Source organism: Paraperlucidibaca sp. (assembly GCF_982810325.1).
The window spans coordinates 1-21,787 of the sequence record NZ_CEYEMI010000008.1; the positions used below are offsets into that span (position 1 = coordinate 1).

Consider the following 21,787-nt stretch of genomic DNA (forward strand, 5'->3'; position numbering starts at 1 on the left):
TGTTTCGCTACCGAAGCAGCGCTGGTGTGGGGCGCATTATAGGGATGCCTGAGAGGGCGTCAACAGTTATTCGAAAAACAATTACTGACTGTCTGTAAAATAGACAGAAGTCCACGTAAGCGCTTGATAGTTGATTAAGCGGCTTTTACGCCGCCTTACCGCGCCAGCGATTCCACACCGCTGCTATCGGGCCTGCAACCGCATAAAGCACGGAGACTGCGAGTATTCCGATAGGCAAATCGTACATAACAATGCCAAATATCAGCACTATCGGCAGCATCACCACAAACGGAACACGGCTTCGATCAAGTTCTTTGAAGCTGTAGTACTTCACATTGGAGATCATTAGGAAGCCAAGCGAGACAATAATGATCGCTGAAACAATGGAAAGCTCAGGATATTGCTCAAGTAGCTTGTTATCGACGCCAACCCAAACCACTGCCGCAACGATGGCACCAGCCAATGGGCTCGCCAAACCGATGAAGTAGCGCTTATCAGCGACATTTAGCTGCACATTGAAGCGAGCCAAGCGTAAGGCGGCCGCCACACAGTAGATGAACGCGCAAATCCAGCCGAGCTTGCCCAATGTGTGTAATGACCAACTAAACATCACCAGGGCCGGCGCAACACCAAAGGAGACCATATCGGAGAGTGAGTCGTACTCTGCTCCAAATGCACTCTGCGTATTGGTCATGCGCGCCACACGGCCATCCATGCCGTCAAACAACGCTGCCAGGAATATCGCAAGGGCTGCGGACTCGTATTGCCCATTCATGCCAGAGATGATGGCGTAGAAGCCCGAAAACAAAGCGGCTGTGGTAAATAAGTTAGGCAGGAGGTAAATACCGCGATGCCGCGCCTTTTTACCACCCTCGAGATGCTCTTCTTCAACGACTTCGAAGGTTAGGCCGGAATGATCATCGTGATCGTGTGGTTGTGACATAAGAAACTCCCAAAAAGATGAAGACATCTTAATCTTCGGCAAAAAAAAACGCGACCTAAGTCGCGCTTTTGCGACCGAAGGCCACTTTCATAGCCTTCGATCTAGATCACATCATGAGCAATTAGTTTTTGCTTTGATCAACCAGTTTGTTTTTCGAGATCCACGGCATCATACCGCGTAGCTGAGCACCAACAATTTCCACTGGGTGAGCAGCATTGAGGCGGCGACGAGCAGTCATGCTTGGATAGTTGGTTTTACCTTCCAAGATGAACATCTTCGCGTATTCGCCAGTTTGAATGCGCTTCAGTGCATTACGCATAGCTTCGCGTGACTGTTCGTTGATCACTTCTGGACCAGTAACATACTCGCCGTATTCAGCGTTGTTGGAGATCGAGTAGTTCATGGTGGCAATGCCGCCTTCGTACATCAGATCAACAATCAATTTCAGTTCGTGCAAGCACTCGAAATAGGCCATTTCTGGGGCATAACCAGCTTCGGTTAATGTCTCAAAACCCATTTTCACCAACTCTACAGCGCCGCCGCACAGCACAGCTTGTTCGCCGAACAAGTCGGTTTCGGTTTCTTCGCGGAAGTTAGTTTCGATAACGCCGCCTTTAGTGCCGCCGTTGGCTGCTGCATACGACAGCGCTACTTGCTTGGCATTACCTGAAGCATCTTGGTGCAAAGCGATCAAAGAAGGTACGCCGCCGCCTTTCAGGTATTCCGAGCGCACAGTGTGGCCTGGACCTTTAGGAGCAACCATGATGACGTCCAGGTCGGCGCGTGGAATCACTTGGTTATAGTGAATGTTGAAGCCGTGAGCAAAGGCTAGCGTGGCGCCTTGCTTGATGTTTGGTGCAATGTTGTTGGCATAAACTTCAGGAATGTTTTCGTCTGGCAGCAGAATCATCACCAGGTCGGCGCCTTTAACAGCGGCGTCAACTTCAGCTACTTTGATACCGGCGGCTTCAACTTTCGACCACGATGCGCCATTTTTGCGCAGGCCAACGGTGACGTTAACGCCAGAGTCGGTCAGGTTTTGCGCGTGGGCGTGGCCCTGTGAGCCGTAGCCGATAATGGCAACGTTCATACCGCGAACGATGGAAAGATCAGCATCTTTATCGTAATAAACTTTCATAATGTCACTCTCGTGTGAGCCAAAAGCTCGTGTGGGTAATCGGTGGATGCACGCGATGAGCGTGGTGATCCGTGACGCGCACCATACGACATCCTTTGTATTGCGTAAAATGATATATTTGCAACGCAATATGCCGATAAAGGAAACATCATAATGGATGCTCGTAGCCTGCAGCTCTTTCTTGCCCTTGCTGAGAATTTGCATTTCGGCCGCACTAGCCGCGAACAACACATCAGCCCATCCGCGCTAAGCCGCAGCATTAAGCAATTAGAAGATAGTGTTGGCGCCCCGCTCTTTCTGCGCGATAACCGCTCGGTGACACTGACACGCGAAGGCCGATTATTTCGGAAGTATGCCGCCGACACATTGCGCGGCTGGGATAGCCTTCGCCAATCCATGCGAGACGATAGCGACATTTTACGCGGCGAACTCAGCCTGTATTGCTCGGTGACCGCCAGTTACAGCTTTCTATATGACATCTTGAATAATTTTCGCAGTAATCACCCACATATAGAGATCAAGCTGCATACCGGTGATGCCGCAAAAGCTGTCGAACGTGTGCAGGAGGCGCGCGAAGACATTGCCATTGGCGCGCGCCCAGACAGCCTACCGCCGGGCGTTGTATTTCAGCCCATAGCTCGTTCCGATCTACGCTTCATTGGACCATTGAGCACTTTAGCGCTGAGTAATGAGCAAATTCGCCAGCCAACACTGGAGAGTTGGCGAGATGTGCCGATGATATTGTCAGAGGAAGGTTTGGCACGGACTCGAATTGAGCGTTGGCTACGCCGTCATGGCATTCGGCCGAAAATTTATGCTCAAGTTAGTGGCAACGAGGCTATTGTTAGTATGGTGAGTCTGGGCTTTGGCATAGGTGTAGTGCCGCAAATCGTGCTCGATAACAGCCCATTGGCGAGTCGAATTCGTACTTATGATATTGAGCCGCCGCTGACGCCTTATGACATTGGCTTGTTTGCATTAGAGAAGAGGCTTAAAGAGCCTTTGGTGAATGCGTTTTGGAATCGGCAAAGCAAGTGAGTAGCGCGCTTCGGAGCTTGCGATGAATAGCAGTCGCTGCTTATTGCATTCACATTGGCATAAAAAAGGCCCGCATGAAGCGAGCCTTTTTTCATTACACCGAGATCAGACGCTGAGCACCTTATCGCCACGTGCAATGCCAGAGACGCCGGTACGCACCACTTCAAGAATAGTGATTTCCGACAATGCCTCGACAAAGGCATCTAGCTTCTCGCTAGGGCCTGTCAATTGAATGGTGTAGACGCTAGGCGTTACATCAACAATATGACCACGGAAAATATCCGCCGTGCGCTTAATTTCAGCGCGTGCAGCACCAATTGCCTTGACCTTAATCAGCATCAATTCGCGCTCGATGTGCTGACCCTCACTGAGATCAACCACTTTAACAACTTCAATCAGCTTGTTTAGCTGCTTGGTGATCTGCTCGATTTTATGCTCATCGCCAGAGGTGGTCAGCGTGATGCGTGACAGCGTGGCGTCATCGGTAGGCGCAACAGTCAGTGACTCGATGTTGTAGTTACGCTGCGAAAACAGGCCAACCACACGCGACAAAGCACCCGGTTCGTTTTCTAATAAAAGAGAAATAATACGACGCATGATCACGTACGCTCCGTTTTGCTTAGCAACATGTCACGCATCGAACCCTTGGCGATATGCATTGGGTATACGTGCTCTTTAGGGTCGACATAGATGTCCAAAAACACCAATTTGTCGGTCATCGCCATGGCTTCGGCCATTTTGCTGTCGAGCTCGGCTGGATCAGTAATTTTCATACCAACATGGCCATAGGCCTCAACTAGCTTCACGAAGTCTGGCAGTGAGCCCATGTATGAGCTGGAGTGACGGCCTTCGTATTGCATGTCTTGCCATTGCTTAACCATGCCCAAGGACTGGTTGTTGATATTGATGATTTTCACCGGCAAGCCGTACTGCAAGCAGGTCGACAGCTCTTGGATATTCATCTGAATCGATGCCTCACCAGTGACGCAGCAAACTGTAGCGTCTGGAAAAGCAAACTTCACGCCCATTGCCGCTGGCAGACCAAAGCCCATGGTGCCGAGGCCACCAGAGTTGATCCACTGACGCGGGCGATCGTATTTGTAATAAAGCGCGGCAAACATTTGATGCTGACCCACGTCAGACGTGATGTAAGCCTGACCATTGGTGGCTTTATATAGCGCCTCAACGACTTGCTGTGGCTTCATCTGCCCAGGGGCTGCGGCTTCGTAGCGTAAGCCGTGACGGGTACGCCATTGCGCAATTTGCTCCCACCAGATATTCAGCGCTTCAGCATCGGGCTTAGGTGCATCGGCGGCTTTCACCAAGGCGAGCATGTCTGCCAGCACAGGTTCGACTGCGCCCACGATGGGAATATCGACCATGATGGTTTTCGAAATCGCCGCTGGGTCGATATCGATGTGAATGATTTTCGCATTCGGGCAGAACTTTTGCGTGTTGTTGGTAACACGGTCATCGAAGCGCGCGCCAACAGCGAGAATCAAATCGCTATGGTGCATGGTCATATTGGCTTCATAAGTACCATGCATGCCCAACATGCCGATGAATTGCGGGTCGGTGCCAGGGAAAGCACCAAGACCCATCAGCGTGTTAGTGCAGGGATAGCCCAAGGTGCGCACGAGTTCAGTGAGCAACCCGGAGGCATTGCCTTGCACGACACCGCCGCCGGCGTAAATCACTGGGCGCTTTGCGGCCAGCAACTCATCCACAGCTTTTTTGATTTGACCGGCATGGCCACGGCCTGGCGGCGTGTATGAACGCAGCTTGACCTTGGCGGGATATTCGTAAGGGAACTTCTCATTCGGGTTAGTGCAGTCTTTCGGCACGTCGATAACGACGGGGCCGGGACGACCAGAGGCAGCAATATAGAACGCCTTTTTCACCACAGCCGGAATTTCGCTGGCGTGCCGAATTTGGAAGCTATGCTTCACGATAGGACGGCTGACGCCAACCATATCGGTTTCTTGGAAGGCATCTTCGCCAATCAAGTTCGATGGCACCTGGCCCGAGATCACCACCAAGGGGATCGAGTCCATATAAGCCGTGGCAATCGCGGTGACCGTATTGGTCGCGCCGGGGCCGGAAGTCACCAATACGGTGCCGACTTTGCCAGTGGCACGCGCATAGCCATCGGCAGCATGGCCGGCAGCTTGTTCATGACGCACTAAAATATGTTTGACTTTATCCTGCTGGAAGATGGCATCGTAAATATGCAACACCGCCCCGCCGGGATAACCAAATAGAAACTCCACGCCTTCATCTGCAAGCGCGCGGATGAGCATTTCACCGCCTGATAACTGTTCCACAATTCACCCTATTTTTAGGAATGGCTATGCCTGCGCGCGGCCGCCTTTAAGGGGCCGAATCTTACCACAGGCGCTGTACTCATGGGGGCTGATGCAGATGCTCTTGACCTCGGGGTCGAGGTGGCAACGTGCTGGCTGCGGGTGCGCACAGCGTGTTGCAGAGCAGGCAGTATAAGACGGCGAGGTACGCGTCTCGAATCAGAGCAATCGCTGCTCTGGCGCCGATTTGCTGAGGGTGGTCAGCGTGTCAGCGCCCTCCATGAAGCTGAGTATTTTTTATGCACAGCGCTTATATGTCAAGCCTTTAGCTGCGCTTAATGCAGCCTTGGGCGCTGACACACCAACTCACCGTGCTCTAACTCTACAAAAATCGTATCACCAGCAACAAAGTCGCCACGCAGCAAGTGGTCGGCCAGTGGGTTTTCTAGCTCGGCCTGGATGGCGCGTTTCAATGGTCGCGCGCCATACAAAGGATCAAAGCCGACAGCAGCCAAATGCGCCATGGCAGCATCACTCAGCTCCAGCTTGAGCTCGCGATCAGCTAAGCGCTGGCGTAGACGATCCAGCTGAATATCGGCGATGACACGGATTTGTGCCTCGCCCAATGGAGCAAAGACCACAGTCTCATCAATACGGTTGACGAACTCCGGCCTGAAATGACGATGCACAGCCTCCATGACCGCTGCTCGTACTTGATCGCCCTGCCCGGCTTGCGTCAGGCTTTGAATCAAGTCTGCGCCCAAGTTCGAGGTCATGATGATCAAGGTATTGCGGAAGTCGACAGTACGGCCTTGGCCATCGGTGAGACGACCGTCTTCGAGCACTTGCAGCAAGATATTGAACACATCAGGGTGTGCTTTTTCGACTTCATCGAGCAAAACGACGGAGTAGGGTTTTCGACGCACAGCTTCGGTCAATGTGCCGCCAGACTCATAGCCAACATAGCCTGGAGGTGCGCCAACCAAGCGTGACACCGAGTGTTTTTCCATAAACTCCGACATATCGATACGCACCATGGCGTCATCACTGTCGAAAAGGAAATTCGCCAGTGCTTTGCACAGCTCAGTCTTACCAACGCCGGTAGGGCCTAAAAATAGGAAAGAACCGCTGGGACGATCAGGATCGGTAAGGCCAGCGCGCGAACGACGCACGGCATTGGCCACGGCTTTCACGGCCTCGTCTTGACCAACGACGCGCTCGGTGAGCACTGCTTCCATTCTTAATAGTTTGTCGCGTTCGCCTTCGAGCATGCGCGCCACGGGAATGCCGGTCGTGCGGGCAACTACTTCAGCGATTTCAGCTTCAGTGACTTTGCTACGCAGCAATGTTGCCTCTGGGCGCTCGCCATTTTGCGCCTCAGCCAAACGCTTTTCTAATTCAGGGATGCTGCCGTACTGCAATTTTGACATTGTCTCTAAATCGCCTTGGCGTTTAGCGGCATCGAAATCCAGGCGCGCCTTCTCTAGCAGCTCTTTGACTTGCTGTGCGCCGGCCACCGAGGATTTCTCACTGCGCCAGATCTCATCGAGATCGGCGTATTCACGCTCGAGCTTGAGAATGTCTTCCTCCAACTTCACCAAGCGCTGCTGTGAGGCGGCATCGTCTTCGTTTTTCAGCGCCTCACGCTCCATTTTCAGCTGGATGAGGCGGCGATCTAAACGATCCATGGACTCCGGGCGTGAATCCATTTCCAAGCGTATGCGCGACGCCGCCTCATCGATCAAGTCAATGGCTTTGTCGGGCAGCTTGCGATCACTGATGTAGCGATGCGACAAGCGTGCGGCTGCAATAATCGCTGGATCGGTAATATCGACGCCATGGTGCAATTCGTAGCGCTCTTTCAAGCCGCGAAGAATGGCCACGGTGTCTTCCACACTGGGCTCATCGACTTGAATTTTTTGGAAGCGGCGTTCAAGTGCGGCATCTTTTTCAATGTATTGGCGATACTCATCGAGCGTGGTCGCACCAACGCAATGCAATTCACCGCGAGCCAGTGCGGGCTTGAGCATATTGCCGGCATCCATCGCGCCTTCGGCTTTACCAGCGCCGACCATGGTGTGGATTTCGTCAATAAACAAAATGACTTGGCCTTCGCGTTTGGCCAGGGCGGTGAGTACTGACTTCAGGCGCTCTTCGAACTCGCCACGAAATTTAGCACCAGCAATGAGCGCGCCCATATCTAGCGATAAAACGCTTTTGGATTTCAGGCTATCGGGCACTTCGCCATTGACGATGCGCTGCGCTAGACCTTCTACGATGGCGGTCTTACCGACGCCAGGCTCACCAATGAGTACGGGATTATTTTTGGTACGCCGCGAAAGCACTTGTAGCGTGCGGCGAATTTCTTCATCGCGGCCGATGACTGGGTCGAGCTTGCCAGCTCGAGCGCGCTCGGTGAGATCGATGGTGTATTTTTCTAAGGCTTGGCGCTGCTCTTCGGAACCAGCGCTGTTGACGTTTTCGCCGCCGCGCAAGCCATCGATGACTTTGCTCAATGAATCGCGAGTAAGGCCCGATTGCGTGAGTAATTTACCCGCCGTGGTATTGGCGTCTATGCAGGCGAGCAGCACCCACTCGCTGGCGATGAAACTGTCGTGTTTTTCTTGCGCGAGTTTATCGGCAAGATTGAGCACACGTATTAGGTCTGGATTCGGTGCCATTTCGCCACTGGATTTGGCGATGCGCGGCAGATCGTCGAGCGCTTTGCTAAGAGCTACGCGCAGGCGCGGCAGCTGACCGCCAGCTTGCGAAATCATCGGTGCAATGGCGCTGTCGGCGGGCGTTAATAAAGCATCCAGTAAATGCACGGGATCGAGGCTGTTATGGTCGCGACCAACAGCTGCTGACTGGGCATTGGATAATGCAGTTTGTAATGTGGCGGTTAGGCGATCTAAGCGCATCGATTGACCCTCATGTCCACGCGCGAAATGCGCTGATGTCTATGATTTGTGGGGTCTATCGATGAATTTCAAGGGCTAGGGTTGATGCTTGCGCTATTTAGCGCCACGCTGCCAGCGTACTGTACGCTCGGCGATGTGCTGACCAAAAGCTTCTGCAGTGTCGCGATCGCCCTGCGGCGGCGTATGTTCTGGCGCTTCGTTATCGGCCTGTGTCATTAAGCCCGAATAAGACCCGAGGCGATTTAAATCGGTTGGGCCAGTGCCACTTGGCTGCAAGGCAAAGTTGACCCAAAGCATGCCGTGCTGGCCAGCAAAGGTTTGTAACTGCTGCAGCGCAACTTGTTTGTCGCCACTTAAGGCGCCGGAGTTAACAAAGCCCGCAGCGACTTTATCCTGCCAGCCTTGCGCAAACCACGTACGTGAACTGTCATCCATAAACTGTTTAAACGTGGCAGAAACACTGCCCATATAAACTGGTGCGCCAAAAACAATGGCCTCGGCAGCGGCTAAAACTTCCCAGTCAACATCAACCACCGACATGGCTTGCGCTTGTACGCCAGCGACACGATTGGCGCCATTAACGACGCACAGTGCGACCTGCTCGGTGTGACCAAAACCACTGTGATAAATAACAACCATTGGCGTCATGCCAACTCCTTTAAATATGTACTAGTTTTAAGCGCCGCCTAGTTAGGCCGGTTTCGCCAGATCACACTGGCCATTCGCCCTGTTGCTGCTTCGCGGCGATAGGAGAAGAAGCGCGATGATTCGCTGAAAGTATCCAAGCCGCCACCATACACCGCTGAGACACCGGTGCGCAGCAGGCGTATGCGTGCGAGCTGGTAAAGATCGGCGAGGTAATGGCCTGGCTTATTAGCCGAAAACGCTGCCTTTGTGGCCTCTAGCTCATCATCTATTGCCAATGCGATAAACGCCTCGCGCACTGATTCACCAACCTCAAAGCTATTTGGCCCGATGGCTGGGCCTAACCATGCCATCAAGGTTTGTTGAGGCGAAAAAGTCGCAGCGGTGGCTTCTAAAATGCCATTGCAGAGGCCGCGCCAACCGGCATGAGCCACGGCAACGCGCTCACCTTCGATATCGGTGAAAAACACCGGCAGGCAGTCGGCGGTCATCACCACTAAGGCGAGGCCTGCATCAGCTGTTGAGCTGGCATCGGCATCGATGGGCGTGCAGGCAGATTGCTCATCTAATACTGATGATCTGGGCTCAAGCACATCGATGCCGTGGATTTGATTTAGCCAGATGAGCTCACCACGACTACCGCGAGCGTGGCAAAAGCCCGTCAGGTGCTGGCGATTCTCGGCTACGGCTTGCGCGTCGTCATTGACATGATGGCCTAGGTTTAAGCTGTCGAATGGTGCCGTACTAACGCCGCCGGCTCGCGTAGTTACCCATGCTTGCACGTGCGCCGGAGCTGGCCAATCGGCACGAATAAGCTGTGACTGATCTAATGTTTTTGGGCTTCCAACAGCCTCTCTTAGATCGCTCACTTGCTTACTCGCGCGCTGCATCAGTTTTAAGCGCCAACAGCAGTGCCTCGAAATCTTCCGGCAATGGCGACTCCCACAGGCATTGCTCTTCAGTTGCCGGATGCACCAAACCTAACCGGCGTGCATGCAAGGCCTGCCGACCAAATTCGCGCATCGTGTCTTGCAGTTCTGGCGATGCGCCTTTGGGAAAGCGCAGTCGGGAATACACCTGATCGCCGACTAAAGCATTGCCGACATGTGCCATATGCACGCGAATTTGGTGAGTTCGGCCAGTTTCTAACTGAATGCGCAAGTGCGTGTGATTGGGGTAACGCTGCAAAATGCGGTATTGCGTTACGGCATTACGCCCGCCAGCAACAACTGCCATGCGCACACGATCATGCGGATGGCGATCGATAGGCGCATCAACAGTGCCGCCTGCGGTCATTTGGCCGTATGCCACCGCTTCGTACTCGCGATACACCAGCTTGCTGGCGAGCTGAGCCACCAAATGCGTATGGGCCGGCAAAGTTTTGGCGACAACCATCAGGCCCGTGGTGTCACGGTCGAGGCGATGCACAATGCCAGCGCGCGGCAGGTTCACTAAATCGGCTTGATGATGCAGGAGCGCATTCATCAAAGTGCCGGTGTGATTGCCTGCTCCGGGATGCACAACCAAGCCCGCAGGCTTGTTGATCACCATCAGATAGCTGTCTTCATAGATAATATCGAGCGCAATATCTTCGGGCTTAGCCTGGGTCTCTTCTTCCAGTAGCGCCTCAATAACCAACTGCTCGCCGCCCAAAACTTTCTCTTTGGGTTTGCGCTGCTCGCCATTGCAGGTCAGCATGCCGTTATGGATCCACTGTTTCAGGCGTTCGCGCGAGTATTCGGCGAAAAGGGAGGCAGCGGCTTGGTCAATACGGCAACCGGCAAGCTCTGGTGGAACAACAGCATTTAGTGAAATTGCTTGCGACATGGTTTGGCGGGCTCGTCGAGCTAGTGTTTAATAGGGGCATTGTACCCGCGCACCACCCTTGGTGCTCATCTTGGATGAATTCATGAAAAAGATGTCACGTTTATTTCTCACCGCCGCAGTGCTTTTACTCGCGGCCTGTGCCTCGCAAAAGCCTACGGTTAAAACTGAAGCCAGCTATTACAGCGAAGCTCATGATGCCCTCAAAGCCGGCAACTACAGCGTCGCCACTGCTGGCTATGAAGCGCTAGAGTCGCAATATCCCGTTGGTAATTACACCGAACAGGCTCAGCTCGAGCTAGTTTATGGTCGCTATATGCAAGGCGACTACGCTAGCGCAATTGCCGCTATTGACCGCTATATGCGCCTGCATCCTGAGTCTGCAAACTTAGATTACGTATTTTATATGCGTGGCCTGTCTAACTTTGCCATTGACCAAGATGCCATTCTGAAGCGCCTACCGATAAATATGGCGCATCGTGACATGGGTCAAGCGAAAGTCGCTTTTGATGATTTCCGCCAGCTCATCACACGCTTTCCAAACAGCCAATACAATGCCGATGCCCACCAACGCCTGATTTATCTGCGCAACCAATTTGCTGAAGCAGAACTGCATGTAGCCCGCTATTACGAAATGCGCGGCGCTTTCGTTGCTGCCATCAATCGTGCACGTTGGATCGTCGAAAACTATCCCGAAAGCCAGGCTGTGCCGAAAGCACTGAGCATTCTGGTAAATAACTACAACGCCTTGAACATGAAAGATCTTGCTGCTCAAGCGCAAGATCTACTGAAAACCATCGAGCCCAGCAAAAAAGCCGGTTAATCCAACGTCGGAGCTTTCCTCAAGCGCCGACGATACGCGGTTAATCCAAGCTCAACCTCGGGTTTGGATTGACCTAGCCAATGCAGCTTGCCCTCCTCGCTAATAATAGGTGCGGCAAGCTGGACTGGCGATGTGCCTAAATCTATTTCCTTCGCCAACTCTGTGCTGCGGCCTTTGCGCCATGGCAAATCATAGAGCCTGGTTTGAATATCGGCGGCAAGGCAAAGTGCTTTCGGCGGCAAAGCTGTCTCTAGTGTTAGCACTACCCGAGCATCTAACCACTTCGGACTCAGCCCTAAACTTTGCTCGGATGAGAATTGACGCTGCCAACCGATGTTGTGTGTTGGCGGCGCGGTAGGTGTTGTCCATTTTGGCAGGCTACTTATCACTAATGGTGCGATGCGTTCGTCATCGAGCCAGGCTGAAAGCAGCACGCCATCGATTTCGCTAGCGCGAGTAGCCAAGCTTAATGCCACTCGGCGTCGGCCATTAGCATCGGGTTGAATAGAGAGGCTTGGCGCGGCAAGAATTTCGACCTCGGCTAGATTAGCGCTAGGCCGAGCAATGATTGTGGGGCGAGTAAAACTCTTGTCGTGAGCGTTAGTTTGCAGTCGCCAAATGCGCCCTAGGTCATCAACACCGTAGCCTCGAATACTTTGCTGCCAGCTAATAAATGTCCACGGTACCGGCCATTGCGGCGATTCACTCTCAGTCTCTGCTCGCCAAAGTATTTCGCCGGTTAAGCCATTTACTCTTAAGAGATGGCTGGCATCAGGCATCACAGCCCTAACCCCCAATAAAAGTTCAGGCGCTGTGCTTGTTAACGACTTCGGCAAGATGCTAAAGCTATCGACCGATGTAGCTGATAGTGGCAATAATCTAGGTTGCTGCGGCTGACTTAAATCCAGTGCAAGCAGCCTTCCCGCTAGCAAGGCAAAAACAATTCTTTCGCCCAGACCACCCTCCCAGAGTTGCAGTGCATATGAGCTAAGCTGCTCTGGGCGTAGAGCTGCCGGCTGCGCCAATAATTGCGCTCGGTGCGCCTGCCAAACTGTCGGCTGCCAGCGCCACAATAAGTCGCCTGAGTCGCCATCGCGCAAATAAAATGTGCCGTCGACACTCAACCACAGCAAGGTTTGCGCTCGACCTGTCGCACTTGTTGGGTCGAGCCCTGTATCAATCAGTAATGAGTCGCCTAGCGCCACTGCTTTAGCGGTATTTGCAGAAGGGTCTATTGCCGTGAGCTGCCCTTGTGAGCCTAAAACGGTGTCACTCAGCAGCAATCCTTGTGATGATTCGGTACCAATTTTCGCCTGCAAGCTTGGTGAAAGTGTACTGACATCAGCGCAGTCCATGAGCGATAAACAGGCTCGAAAGCCGTGATCCCCCGGCCATAACGCACGCCCCAGCGTAGGGCTAGCAAAATGCACATCGACACCATTAAAACTACCAAGATGGCTGCGCGGCACTAGTCGGTATGGCTGCAATGGCCCTTGCAGCGCCAGATCTAACCATCGCGTTAACTGCGCTGAAATATCGTCTTGCAACTCGTTAGCTGTGAGCAATAGGCCTTCATTGCCACCGCAAGCATCAGATAATCGTGCGGGCCGATAGTTCACTGTCGTTTCTTTTGGCACTGCCTCGCCCTGCACTTGGGCTAATAGTTTCGCGGCTAGATCAGGCACCGAGTCAGTGCGATCTCCCGTGTGCATCAGCAAGCTATTTAATACGCGCCGCCACTGCGCTCGACCGCTTAGCATCGCCGATGGGCTTTGCCAACTTAAGCGCCAAATGACCGGCGTCGAAGCAGAAACTACCCATGGCGAATCGGCGCGTGGCACCAACTCAAGGATGGCTTGCGCTGCATCGGCGAATGGCCATGGGTTAAGTACAGAATCTAAAGCCACGATAATCGATGAGCCACTGTCTATTGCGGTCACAGACTGTGTAGGCGAGCCAGTGAAGCTGACATCGAGCTCGTATGGCCCTTGCGGAGGCCCCGAACGCGCGAGCACAAGCTCGGCATGAACATTGGAAATCGCCTCGGCAGGTAGAGGCAGCACCAGTCCCGACTCCATGCTCGCAGATAGCAGCTTAACTTGGCGATGCCTGGGCTCCGCTGGCCATACTCGAGAAAGGTTTAACGGCCACGGCGGCATCAGCTCCCGCACTGCTACATCGCCCTGCGCATCCGGCATGCCAGCGAGTAGACCAATGCCTACCCCGTCACTGGGTAATGGCCGCAAGCTAGCCGCCGACTGCCCAGGGCTAGACTCGATAAACCATTGCTGTAGTGACGATATCGGCAACGGCGCCGAGGTATCTATTGCCCACCACAACGCCGGCACAGGCGCTGGCGTGGCGGGGAAAAATCGCGAGAGCGCATTAGCGCCAAGTGCACCGGAGAGCATCAGCAAACAGCAGGTCAGTAAACCTTTACGCATGGCGCCCGCCTCCTTGCGAGAGAGCCTATGCCTTTAAAGGTAGTCACGCCCTGAGCACTTCGCTAGGGCGAGGGCAAATTTTAGTCGCCGATTTTCCAACCATTAACGATGGGATAGCGCCGATCTTTGCCAAAGCCACGACGACTAATGCGCGGGCCAACAGCTGACTGCCGCCGTTTGTGCTCACTGATGTCGACTAGGCGCAGCACATGATTAACTTGCTCAGCATCAAAGCCGGCCGCGATGATGTCGTGCGCACTTTCATCACACTCAATATAGCGGCGCAAAATCTCATCAAGCACAGGATATGGCGGCAGCGAATCTTCATCTTTTTGATCGGGCGCAAGCTCGGCTGACGGCGGTCGATCAATAACGCGCTGCGGCACAATATCGGCCTCGCCAGCGGCGCGCGCCTGCGCATTACGCCAACGACATAGCTCGAAAACCTCGACTTTTGGCACATCTTTTAAGACCGCAAAGCCGCCAGCCATATCGCCATAAAGCGTGGCATAACCCACTGACATTTCAGACTTATTACCCGTTGGCAAAACCAGATAGCCAAGCTTATTAGAGATCGCCATGAGCAATACGCCGCGCGAACGTGCTTGTAAATTTTCCTCGGTTTTATCGGCACCAAGGCCGGCAAAGGTTTCGCTTAGCGTGTTGGTAAAGGCCTCAACCATAGCGACGATGGGCAAGCTGCTGTAATGCACACCTAAGCGCGTGGCTTGCTCGGCGGCGTCATTGCGGCTGATGTCGGCGGTGTAGTGATACGGCATCATCACCGCACGCACACGCGAGGCGCCTAGTGCGTCACACGCAATGGCCAGAGTCAGCGCAGAATCAATACCGCCCGAGAGGCCGAGTAGTACACCTTTGAAGCCACTTTTAGTGACGTAATCACGTAATGCCAAAACCAGCGCTTGGTAAATCGATTCGTGGCGATCAGGCAGCCTAGCTTGTGTACTCGAGCTGATATGACGTGTTGCCACATCAACATCCACCACATGTAAGCCGGCGCTAAACAGCGGTGCTTGCATGGCCACTTCGCCCGATGCCTGTAGCGCAAACGAGCCGCCATCGAAGACTAGTTCATCTTGGCCACCAACCACATTGCAATAAAGTATCGGCAGATCTAGCTCGCACGCGCGCTCACCAACAACACCCAAGCGCTCAGCCGCTTTGCCGACATGAAATGGCGAAGCGTTGATATTAATCAGCAATTCAGCACCAGCTTCCTTGGCAGCGCGAGCGGGACCGGAATGCCAAATATCCTCACAAATCGTCAAGCCAATACGCAGACCATGAAGCTCAAATACTGTGGCTCCAGTGCCAGCGACGAAGTAGCGCAGCTCATCGAAGACTTCGTGATTAGGCAGCTGATGTTTAGCGTAACGCGCTAGGCACTGGCCATCGCGTATGACCCAAGCGGCATTATGCAGACCGTTTTCGCGCTGCTCAGGTAAGCCAAACACTAGCGTAATGCCCTGTATCGTCTTCAGCTGCTCAACAGCTGCCTGTACGCGGCGCTCAAGGCTAGGCCGCAGCAATAAATCCTCTGGTGGATAACCGGTAAGGCTGAGCTCCGGAAAAATAATGGCATCGGCTTTGAGCTCATCGCGAGCATGTACAGCTTGCGCCATCATCAAAGCGGTATTGCCCGGAATATCGCCGACCAAAAAGTCGAGCTGGGCTAGAGCGAAGCGAATAGGTGTGTGTGGCGATTGTAGAGACATGGCAATTTCAGTAGGCAGTTGGCACGAAGTTGCCTAGGATAGTCGAGTACGCGCATTGGCAGAAGGAAACTCGCATGTTGGGCATTATTCGTCTCATAATTTTATTGGCTCTAGGCTGGTTAGCTTATCGCTATATTCGGCGCTTTTTGGCGTTGGACAAACCCGCTGACGGCTCTTCTGAGCAATCTAACTCAGGCTCAGATCGGCAACAGCAAAGCCTGCCTATGCAGCGCTGCGCTCAGTGCCAAATACATCTGCCCGAGGGTGAAAGCACACGCTCAAGTGGCCACTATTTTTGCTCCGAAGCACATCGCGATGCATGGCTAGAAAACAACGCTAAAGACCATTAAGTCATTGGGGCGTAAGGCGCGGCAGCTAAGCGTGGCGTGCGTCCTAGCACTAAGTCGCTAATTAGCGCCGCAGATGCCGGCGCTAGCACCAAGCCGTTGCGGTACTGACCGGCATTAACCCAGACTCCAGCTTGCTCGGGCACGGCACCAATAAACGGGATGCCATTGGGCGAGCCTGGCCTGAGGCCAGCCCAATGCCGCACCGGCGGCTGCTCGGTCAGGCCCGGCCATAGCGAAGCCGCCGCTTTTTCAAGCAACTCGCGTGCCTCTGCCGTGGTGCGATTATCAAACCCCGCTTCTTCCAAGGTCGAGCCGCATAGCACCAAGCCATCTGCACGCGGAATTAGGTAATGGCCATCGCGCAAAATCATGCTTGTAATGGTGCCTGGAGCGGTTTCGTACTGCAGCATTTGGCCGCGCACCGGGCGCACTGGCACGGCTGCTCGCGGCAGTAATTTTGCGCTCCAAGCGCCGGCGCAAACAATCACAGCATCGGCCTCGACTAGCTCGCCAGATGTAAACATGACTGATGCCGAGTGACTAGCTTGAGCACCACTAACTGAGCTAATGGCTGTTTTCGAGCGTAACTGCACCTGTGGGTAGCGCTGTAGATCGGCTATCAATGCTTTCAGTAATCGCGGGTTTCTCACTTGGGCAATATCAGGGAAAAATACGCCCTGCTCCGCGTCATGCGCCAAGCCTGGCCAACGCTCACGCAAAGAGTCGGCATCAAGTACTTCGCAGGTTGTCGCATTCGCCTGCGCCCAAACACGCGCATCTCGAGCATCGTCGGTATTCACAAATAATAAGCCCGATGTCAGCAACTCAATATCGATGCTGACATCAGCCATCAGCTCATCACGCAGGAGCGGATACGCAGCTTGCGCCCATTGTGAGAGCGCCGTAACGGCAGGTGAATAGCGCCACGGATATAGCGGCGAAACGATGCCGCCGCCAGCCCAAGATGCCTGCTGCGCAAGCTCACCTTGATCGCAAAGCATGACTTCAACGCCGGCCTTGGCTAACTCGCGTGCCGTTAACAGGCCATTGATACCTGCGCCGACAATCACTACTCGCATAAGAACCCCAATAAAATCTAAGTAAAACCGCCTCAGCTTAGCCAACCACAAACATCACGGGCAGCTTGCAGTACGGCTGGCGAATCTTGGCTGGGCCGGCGTATACGCATACGCCCCGACTTACTGACAATGACTTGTCGTAGTGCCGCCTCATCAATCACTGGCGGGCATACCGTCAGCGTACCATTCGACAGCACAGCATCGCCCTGAGCACTCCAGGTCAGCCAATCTTGATTACGAAAACTACGCCAGATCATACGCCATGCCTTCGGAATATCTGGCGATAGGCTTTGCACGTGCTCGCTACGCTGACGTATGCCATCGGCATTATCATCGCGAAATACCAGCCACTTTGCCTGCCACACCGCTTGGCAACGCGAACCATCGGCACTGGCACAAACCACCCAGTTCTGGCGATCTTGCTGAGCAAGCTGGCGTAGTTGCTCCATGGCAATGACCCAGTTTGCTGTCCAATGCCTTGCCTGCTGCTGGCGCTGCCACGAACCCGCCCAAGCAAAACTCGCGCTTAGCATAATCCCTGTCAGTGCCATGGCGATAAGCCATTCGCACAATAATGCTCCTTGTGATGACTGCCGAATGATTATTTTCATGGCAAGCTCCTTTGCTCGTAATCAAACAGCCAACGACTACTCTGGCCATTCCGACTCGTTGCTTGTACGCGCAAGCGATAGTTCTGAGTCAGCACGCCGGGCCAGCTGCGCACCGATGCTTCATCGCGCTCAAGCTGCCAGGCCCAGCGCACAGTCGTCGTTGGCAAGCAAGGCGTTTGCGTCAATGACTGACGTGGCTCACTGGCGCAAGCGGTGCGCAATAGCGGCCCCAAAGGATGCCAAAGCGCCTGCTGATCAGGTGCTGATAATCGCTGCAGCGATAAACTCTGAAGCTTGCCCGCAATGTGCTCGACCAAGATTTCTCGCTGCCAATAGCTTTCGATTCGCCGCACCGAAAAACCACTCGCCGCTGCCTGCTGAATAGTAATAATCGCTAGCTGCGCCAAGCTACCTAGCACGATGACAATCAGCCACAGCACTTGGCCTTGCTGTTTAGGGCGCATGGCTTAGCTCCCACGTCATCTCTAGCGTGTGCTGAACTCGCCGCTCGGCAACAGGCGCGATAGTTGGCGCTAACCAGTTCTCAGGTGCCTGCCAGCGCCGCGCTCGTGACAGTTGGTCTTCGCTAGTTGTCCACAAAGCCACGCGAAGTCCGGCAATTGCTGATGTTTGTTGCTGCGTTCGCCAACTCTCGATATCGATCCAGCGCGCTGCACTATCGCCTTCTGTCGCAGCTAATGCCCGCCACGAAATCGCATTCACACCAGACATCAAGACAATGCCGGCATCACCCAAGGCATGGCAGCCAGAATCATCGCAATAGCCGCTATCACAGGCTAAAGCCCAGAGTGGCGAGACACTTTCTTTACGCAGAAATAGCCGACTAATTTGGCGTGCGCCCACCGCGGTACGCCGGCCTTCGCAGTCGAAATCATTTTTGTCACTTTCGATAAGTCGTTGCAGAAGCAATTGGTCGCTCGCGACGCGCCCAGTACCCGGCAAAGCCTTTGGCCACCACGCCGCTAATGCTGGATCATCCAAGCCAAATGGATGCACACCGCCGGCGCCGGCATTTGTGATGAGCTGATCGAGACGCTGAGTTAGCCAATAGCTCGACTCCTGCAATTGCGCCGGCACACGCTGCGACATCGCCAATACCACGCTGCTTTGCAGCCATGCCATGGCCGCTGCCAAAACCAATGCGCCAAGCACTGCGGCCATGGCCCATTCGGCAATAGCAATGCCGCGCTGAGAAGGCCTCAGGCGTGCGGCAGTAGCCACTCCGCTGGAGCCTAGAGCTAAGCAGCTCATGGCGGCAGCAACCATTGCAGGCAGCGCTCAAAGCGCAAAGGCATACGCGTGCCGTTGCAACTACTGGCAGCACTACCCCAGCCCAGCCATAGGCAATCCGCTAGCCATTCTCGGCAAGGCTGAATTTGCCATTGCGCCCGTGTTAGGTCCTTAAGCGCGCTAGCCACCCAAGCAATATCGGCCTGTGCGCGAGCAGACATTGAACAGCTGTCTTGCGTGCAGCGAAAGTCATTGCCGGCGTTACTCAAACCTTGAGCTATGCCAGCACGATAACTAGCTGCCGCAGGTGAGTTCAGCTGCCAACGTAGCGATAGTTCACGCAACGCCATAACTGCCTGTAAGCGCTGGCTGGCATCGCGCTGAAGCAGCTTGGCCTGCTGATGCGCAGACAAAAGCCCGGTCAGCGCGACCATCATTAGTGTGAAAGCGATCAGGGTCTCGGGCAGGCCTAGGCCGCGCTGCTGCCACACGAGCAATACTTGTGAGCGCTGAGCACGGGCATGCGTCATAGCCACCTCCATGCGTTCTCTGCGAGCCAATCAATAGGCGTGCAAAGGCCTTGTGTGGGCGATGCCGCACGCTATTTAAGCTGCGCAGCACCTACCTCATAAGGGTGGCAAAGATTTAAGCGTTTACTAGGGCGCCTGCGAAAAAAATCACACGGCTTTGACGGGAATGCGCAGTTCTTTTGGCATCGAGAACACGACATTTTCTGGGCGACCATCAAGCTCGACCGGCACTGCACCGCCCCATTCACCTAAGCGATCAATGACTTGGCGAATCAGCACTTCAGGCGCCGAGGCCCCAGCGGTCACACCCACGGCGGCAACGCCATCGAGCCATGACTTATCGATTTGCTCGGCGTTATCAACCAGATAAGCCCGCGCACCGATACGCTCAGCCAGCTCGCGCAGGCGGTTTGAGTTCGAGGAGTTGGGCGAGCCCACTACCAATACCACTTGGCATTGTTCGGCCAAAGTTTTTACCGCGTCTTGGCGGTTTTGTGTGGCATAGCAAATATCATCTTTGCGTGGGCCTTGAATATGCGGAAAGTGCTGGCGCAGGGCATCGATGACGCGCGCAGTGTCATCCACCGATAGCGTGGTTTGTGTGACAAAAGCCAAGTTTTCCGGATTTTTCACCTGCAACTTAGCGACATCGGCCTCATCTTCGACCAGATAAATATCGCCGCCATTACGCTTGTCGTACTGGCCCATGGTGCCCTCGACCTCAGGATGCCCAGCATGGCCGATCAAAATCGCCTCGGTGCCGGTACGCGCATATCGCGCTACTTCCATATGCACTTTAGTCACCAAAGGACAGGTAGCGTCAAAGACTTTTAAGCCGCGCGAGCTAGCCTCTTGTTGGACTTTTTTCGACACGCCATGGGCGGAAAAAATCACGATGGCATCATCAGGCACTTGCTCAAGCTCATCGACAAAGACCGCACCGCGATCGCGCAGGTCATCGACGACAAATTTGTTATGCACGACTTCATGACGCACATAAATTGGTCGGCCAAACACTTCTAAAGCACGATTAACAATCTCAATAGCGCGATCAACTCCGGCGCAAAAACCACGCGGATTAGCAAGTTTTATGTCCATGACAGCGCTCCTAAGGGTGTTAATTCAGCGTCACTGGCCGTGCATCGGCATCGGTGACGCGCAGCACATCAACTTCAAATACCAGCTCACGACCCGCCAATGGGTGGTTGAAATCAACTTCAACGGCATTGTCTGGCAAGGCTTTAATTACGCCCGGCAACTCGGCACCGCTGGCATCGGCAAACTGCATAACCATGCCCGGCTCCAGCAGCTGCTCACCGAACTGATGACGCGGAAAATGCTGCACATTGTCTTCCTGCCAGATACCAAAACCATCCTCAGCCGAAATACTAAAGCGGCCTTGCTCGCCTGCTTGCATGCCTTCGATGGCCTTCTCGAAGCCGGGCAGCAAATTGCCATCGCCAAATTCAAACGTTGGCGGATCGCTACGATCATGCGTGCTGTCGAGCACTTCACCCGAGCTTAATGACACCGTGAAATGCATGCTGACGCGCGTACCTGGGCCAATTTTGCTCATGTTTTCGGCTCCTGAGACGTTGCTTCAGATTTTGCCAGACGCTCGCGGCGCGACTCTAAAAATACGCTATCGATGATCAACATAATAGCGCCCACAGTGATGCCACAATCGGCAATATTGAAGGCGGGAAAGCTCATACCGGCCCAATGGAAATGTATAAAGTCGACGACATAGCCTTGCACGATGCGGTCATGCAGATTGCCGATAGCGCCGCCCAAAAGCAGTGCCAATGACAATGGCAGCCAACGCGAACCGCGCGGCAGACGCGCCATCCAGATGATAAGCGCAATGCTCACCACCACCGCGATGCCGACAAAAAACCAGCGCTGCCAGCCACCGGCATCATGCAGAAAGCTAAAGGCCGCACCTGAGTTATGTGCCAGCGTCCAATTCAAAAATGGCAGTAGCTCGATGGACTGGCCATAGTGCAGGCTCGTCGACGCCCAAGCCTTGGTGTAGAAATCGGCGACATAAATTAACACCGCCAGCCAGAGCCAATTCAGTGGACGGTCGAGAATCGCGCGCATGCCGACAGCGTTTGCAGAAGGCATTTTATTAAGCCCAGTTTTAAGCCC

General features: G+C 54.0%; 21 protein-coding genes. 3 read left to right on the forward strand and 18 right to left on the reverse strand.

Annotated features, from left to right (window positions below):
* Positions 1 to 145 precede the first annotated feature (145 nt).
* Positions 146 to 943, reverse strand: coding sequence for a CDP-diacylglycerol--serine O-phosphatidyltransferase (gene pssA / locus AC3DKE_RS04560; RefSeq protein ID WP_340674824.1), 798 nt, complete (start codon positions 941 to 943; stop codon positions 146 to 148).
* Between the two features lie 121 nt (positions 944 to 1,064).
* Positions 1,065 to 2,081, reverse strand: coding sequence for a ketol-acid reductoisomerase (ilvC, locus tag AC3DKE_RS04565; protein WP_340674825.1), 1,017 nt, complete (start codon positions 2,079 to 2,081; stop codon positions 1,065 to 1,067).
* A 153-nt stretch (positions 2,082 to 2,234) separates the two neighbouring features.
* On the opposite strand from ilvC, the gene ilvY reads away from it, so the two are divergent.
* Positions 2,235 to 3,119 (forward strand): HTH-type transcriptional activator IlvY, encoded by an 885-nt coding sequence (gene ilvY, locus AC3DKE_RS04570; RefSeq protein WP_487990147.1) that lies wholly within the window; start codon positions 2,235 to 2,237, stop codon positions 3,117 to 3,119.
* A 105-nt stretch (positions 3,120 to 3,224) separates the two neighbouring features.
* Here ilvY and ilvN read toward each other — a convergent pair whose 3' ends face one another.
* The 6 genes from ilvN to rluD all read right to left on the reverse strand — a co-directional run bounded on the left by ilvN (position 3,225) and on the right by rluD (position 10,815).
* Positions 3,225 to 3,716: an acetolactate synthase small subunit gene (ilvN, locus tag AC3DKE_RS04575; protein ID WP_340674827.1), complete on the reverse strand. Its 492-nt coding sequence runs from the start codon at positions 3,714 to 3,716 to the stop codon at positions 3,225 to 3,227.
* 2 nt (positions 3,717 to 3,718) lie between these two features.
* Positions 3,719 to 5,443 carry an acetolactate synthase 3 large subunit gene (locus AC3DKE_RS04580; protein ID WP_340674828.1) on the reverse strand — a complete coding sequence of 575 codons (1,725 nt, stop codon included), beginning with the start codon at positions 5,441 to 5,443 and terminating at the stop codon, positions 3,719 to 3,721.
* Positions 5,444 to 5,757: 314 nt separating this feature from the next.
* Positions 5,758 to 8,343 carry an ATP-dependent chaperone ClpB gene (gene clpB, locus AC3DKE_RS04585; protein ID WP_340674829.1) on the reverse strand — a complete coding sequence of 862 codons (2,586 nt, stop codon included), beginning with the start codon at positions 8,341 to 8,343 and terminating at the stop codon, positions 5,758 to 5,760.
* A gap of 93 nt (positions 8,344 to 8,436) precedes the next feature.
* Entirely contained in the window at positions 8,437 to 8,991 is a 555-nt protein-coding gene (locus AC3DKE_RS04590) for a flavodoxin family protein (RefSeq protein ID WP_340674830.1), read from the reverse strand.
* 38 nt (positions 8,992 to 9,029) lie between these two features.
* Positions 9,030 to 9,857 carry a peptidoglycan editing factor PgeF gene (pgeF, locus tag AC3DKE_RS04595; protein ID WP_487990148.1) on the reverse strand — a complete coding sequence of 276 codons (828 nt, stop codon included), beginning with the start codon at positions 9,855 to 9,857 and terminating at the stop codon, positions 9,030 to 9,032.
* A 4-nt stretch (positions 9,858 to 9,861) separates the two neighbouring features.
* A complete protein-coding gene (gene rluD, locus AC3DKE_RS04600) occupies positions 9,862 to 10,815 on the reverse strand; it encodes a 23S rRNA pseudouridine(1911/1915/1917) synthase RluD (protein WP_340674832.1) in 954 nt (317 codons plus the stop codon).
* An 82-nt stretch (positions 10,816 to 10,897) separates the two neighbouring features.
* Here rluD and AC3DKE_RS04605 point away from each other — a divergent pair, with 82 nt between their 5' ends.
* Complete coding sequence (locus AC3DKE_RS04605; protein WP_484216892.1) at positions 10,898 to 11,635, forward strand: outer membrane protein assembly factor BamD; 738 nt, start codon at positions 10,898 to 10,900, stop codon at positions 11,633 to 11,635.
* On the opposite strand, the gene AC3DKE_RS04610 is transcribed toward AC3DKE_RS04605, so the two are convergent.
* Both AC3DKE_RS04610 and AC3DKE_RS04615 read right to left on the reverse strand, forming a co-directional pair.
* On the reverse strand, positions 11,632 to 14,079 hold the full coding sequence (locus AC3DKE_RS04610; RefSeq protein WP_487990149.1) for a hypothetical protein: 2,448 nt from the start codon (positions 14,077 to 14,079) through the stop codon (positions 11,632 to 11,634). The two genes, AC3DKE_RS04605 and AC3DKE_RS04610, sit on opposite strands and share 4 nt — an antisense overlap.
* Positions 14,080 to 14,159: 80 nt before the next feature.
* A complete protein-coding gene (locus AC3DKE_RS04615; protein WP_411729902.1) occupies positions 14,160 to 15,815 on the reverse strand; it encodes an NAD+ synthase in 1,656 nt (551 codons plus the stop codon).
* Between the two features lie 74 nt (positions 15,816 to 15,889).
* Here AC3DKE_RS04615 and AC3DKE_RS04620 point away from each other — a divergent pair, with 74 nt between their 5' ends.
* Positions 15,890 to 16,165, forward strand: a complete 276-nt coding sequence (locus tag AC3DKE_RS04620; RefSeq protein ID WP_411729903.1) for a PP0621 family protein — start codon at positions 15,890 to 15,892, stop codon at positions 16,163 to 16,165.
* On the opposite strand, the gene thiO is transcribed toward AC3DKE_RS04620, so the two are convergent.
* From thiO to lspA, 8 genes are all read right to left on the reverse strand, one after another.
* Positions 16,162 to 17,244 carry a glycine oxidase ThiO gene (gene thiO / locus AC3DKE_RS04625; protein WP_411729904.1) on the reverse strand — a complete coding sequence of 361 codons (1,083 nt, stop codon included), beginning with the start codon at positions 17,242 to 17,244 and terminating at the stop codon, positions 16,162 to 16,164. The two genes, AC3DKE_RS04620 and thiO, sit on opposite strands and share 4 nt — an antisense overlap.
* A gap of 32 nt (positions 17,245 to 17,276) precedes the next feature.
* Complete coding sequence (locus AC3DKE_RS04630) at positions 17,277 to 17,855, reverse strand: GspH/FimT family protein (protein WP_340675101.1); 579 nt, start codon at positions 17,853 to 17,855, stop codon at positions 17,277 to 17,279.
* Complete coding sequence (locus AC3DKE_RS04635) at positions 17,852 to 18,319, reverse strand: hypothetical protein (protein WP_340675102.1); 468 nt, start codon at positions 18,317 to 18,319, stop codon at positions 17,852 to 17,854. The genes AC3DKE_RS04630 and AC3DKE_RS04635 overlap by 4 nt, the downstream gene beginning before the upstream one ends.
* Positions 18,309 to 19,142, reverse strand: a complete 834-nt coding sequence (locus AC3DKE_RS04640; RefSeq protein ID WP_340675103.1) for a hypothetical protein — start codon at positions 19,140 to 19,142, stop codon at positions 18,309 to 18,311. The genes AC3DKE_RS04635 and AC3DKE_RS04640 overlap by 11 nt, the downstream gene beginning before the upstream one ends.
* A complete protein-coding gene (locus AC3DKE_RS04645; RefSeq protein WP_411729905.1) occupies positions 19,124 to 19,636 on the reverse strand; it encodes a type IV pilus modification PilV family protein in 513 nt (170 codons plus the stop codon). Before AC3DKE_RS04645 ends, AC3DKE_RS04640 begins: the two co-directional genes overlap by 19 nt.
* 147 nt (positions 19,637 to 19,783) lie before the next feature.
* On the reverse strand, positions 19,784 to 20,734 hold the full coding sequence (gene ispH, locus AC3DKE_RS04650; protein ID WP_340675105.1) for a 4-hydroxy-3-methylbut-2-enyl diphosphate reductase: 951 nt from the start codon (positions 20,732 to 20,734) through the stop codon (positions 19,784 to 19,786).
* A 19-nt stretch (positions 20,735 to 20,753) separates the two neighbouring features.
* Positions 20,754 to 21,212, reverse strand: a complete 459-nt coding sequence (locus AC3DKE_RS04655; RefSeq protein ID WP_340675106.1) for an FKBP-type peptidyl-prolyl cis-trans isomerase — start codon at positions 21,210 to 21,212, stop codon at positions 20,754 to 20,756.
* A complete protein-coding gene (gene lspA, locus AC3DKE_RS04660; protein WP_379072444.1) occupies positions 21,209 to 21,763 on the reverse strand; it encodes a signal peptidase II in 555 nt (184 codons plus the stop codon). Before lspA ends, AC3DKE_RS04655 begins: the two co-directional genes overlap by 4 nt.
* Positions 21,764 to 21,787 lie beyond the last annotated feature (24 nt).

What these genes read in the sequence shown, in the direction of transcription:
- thiO (WP_411729904.1), bottom strand. Translation starts at nt 17,244, where the DNA reads ATGCGAGTAGTGATTGTCGGCGCAGGTATCAATGGCCTGTTAACGGCA.
- AC3DKE_RS04610 (WP_487990149.1), bottom strand. Translation starts at nt 14,079, where the DNA reads ATGCGTAAAGGTTTACTGACCTGCTGTTTGCTGATGCTCTCCGGTGCA.
- AC3DKE_RS04640 (WP_340675103.1), bottom strand. Translation starts at nt 19,142, where the DNA reads ATGGTTGCTGCCGCCATGAGCTGCTTAGCTCTAGGCTCCAGCGGAGTG.
- AC3DKE_RS04620 (WP_411729903.1), top strand. Translation starts at nt 15,890, where the DNA reads ATGTTGGGCATTATTCGTCTCATAATTTTATTGGCTCTAGGCTGGTTA.
- AC3DKE_RS04615 (WP_411729902.1), bottom strand. Translation starts at nt 15,815, where the DNA reads ATGTCTCTACAATCGCCACACACACCTATTCGCTTCGCTCTAGCCCAG.
- lspA (WP_379072444.1), bottom strand. Translation starts at nt 21,763, where the DNA reads ATGCCTTCTGCAAACGCTGTCGGCATGCGCGCGATTCTCGACCGTCCA.
- AC3DKE_RS04645 (WP_411729905.1), bottom strand. Translation starts at nt 19,636, where the DNA reads ATGACGCATGCCCGTGCTCAGCGCTCACAAGTATTGCTCGTGTGGCAG.
- ilvN (WP_340674827.1), bottom strand. Translation starts at nt 3,716, where the DNA reads ATGCGTCGTATTATTTCTCTTTTATTAGAAAACGAACCGGGTGCTTTG.
- AC3DKE_RS04605 (WP_484216892.1), top strand. Translation starts at nt 10,898, where the DNA reads ATGAAAAAGATGTCACGTTTATTTCTCACCGCCGCAGTGCTTTTACTC.
- AC3DKE_RS04630 (WP_340675101.1), bottom strand. Translation starts at nt 17,855, where the DNA reads ATGAAAATAATCATTCGGCAGTCATCACAAGGAGCATTATTGTGCGAA.
- AC3DKE_RS04655 (WP_340675106.1), bottom strand. Translation starts at nt 21,212, where the DNA reads ATGAGCAAAATTGGCCCAGGTACGCGCGTCAGCATGCATTTCACGGTG.
- clpB (WP_340674829.1), bottom strand. Translation starts at nt 8,343, where the DNA reads ATGCGCTTAGATCGCCTAACCGCCACATTACAAACTGCATTATCCAAT.
- ilvY (WP_487990147.1), top strand. Translation starts at nt 2,235, where the DNA reads ATGGATGCTCGTAGCCTGCAGCTCTTTCTTGCCCTTGCTGAGAATTTG.
- ispH (WP_340675105.1), bottom strand. Translation starts at nt 20,734, where the DNA reads ATGGACATAAAACTTGCTAATCCGCGTGGTTTTTGCGCCGGAGTTGAT.
- AC3DKE_RS04590 (WP_340674830.1), bottom strand. Translation starts at nt 8,991, where the DNA reads ATGACGCCAATGGTTGTTATTTATCACAGTGGTTTTGGTCACACCGAG.
- AC3DKE_RS04635 (WP_340675102.1), bottom strand. Translation starts at nt 18,319, where the DNA reads ATGCGCCCTAAACAGCAAGGCCAAGTGCTGTGGCTGATTGTCATCGTG.
- ilvC (WP_340674825.1), bottom strand. Translation starts at nt 2,081, where the DNA reads ATGAAAGTTTATTACGATAAAGATGCTGATCTTTCCATCGTTCGCGGT.
- rluD (WP_340674832.1), bottom strand. Translation starts at nt 10,815, where the DNA reads ATGTCGCAAGCAATTTCACTAAATGCTGTTGTTCCACCAGAGCTTGCC.
- pssA (WP_340674824.1), bottom strand. Translation starts at nt 943, where the DNA reads ATGTCACAACCACACGATCACGATGATCATTCCGGCCTAACCTTCGAA.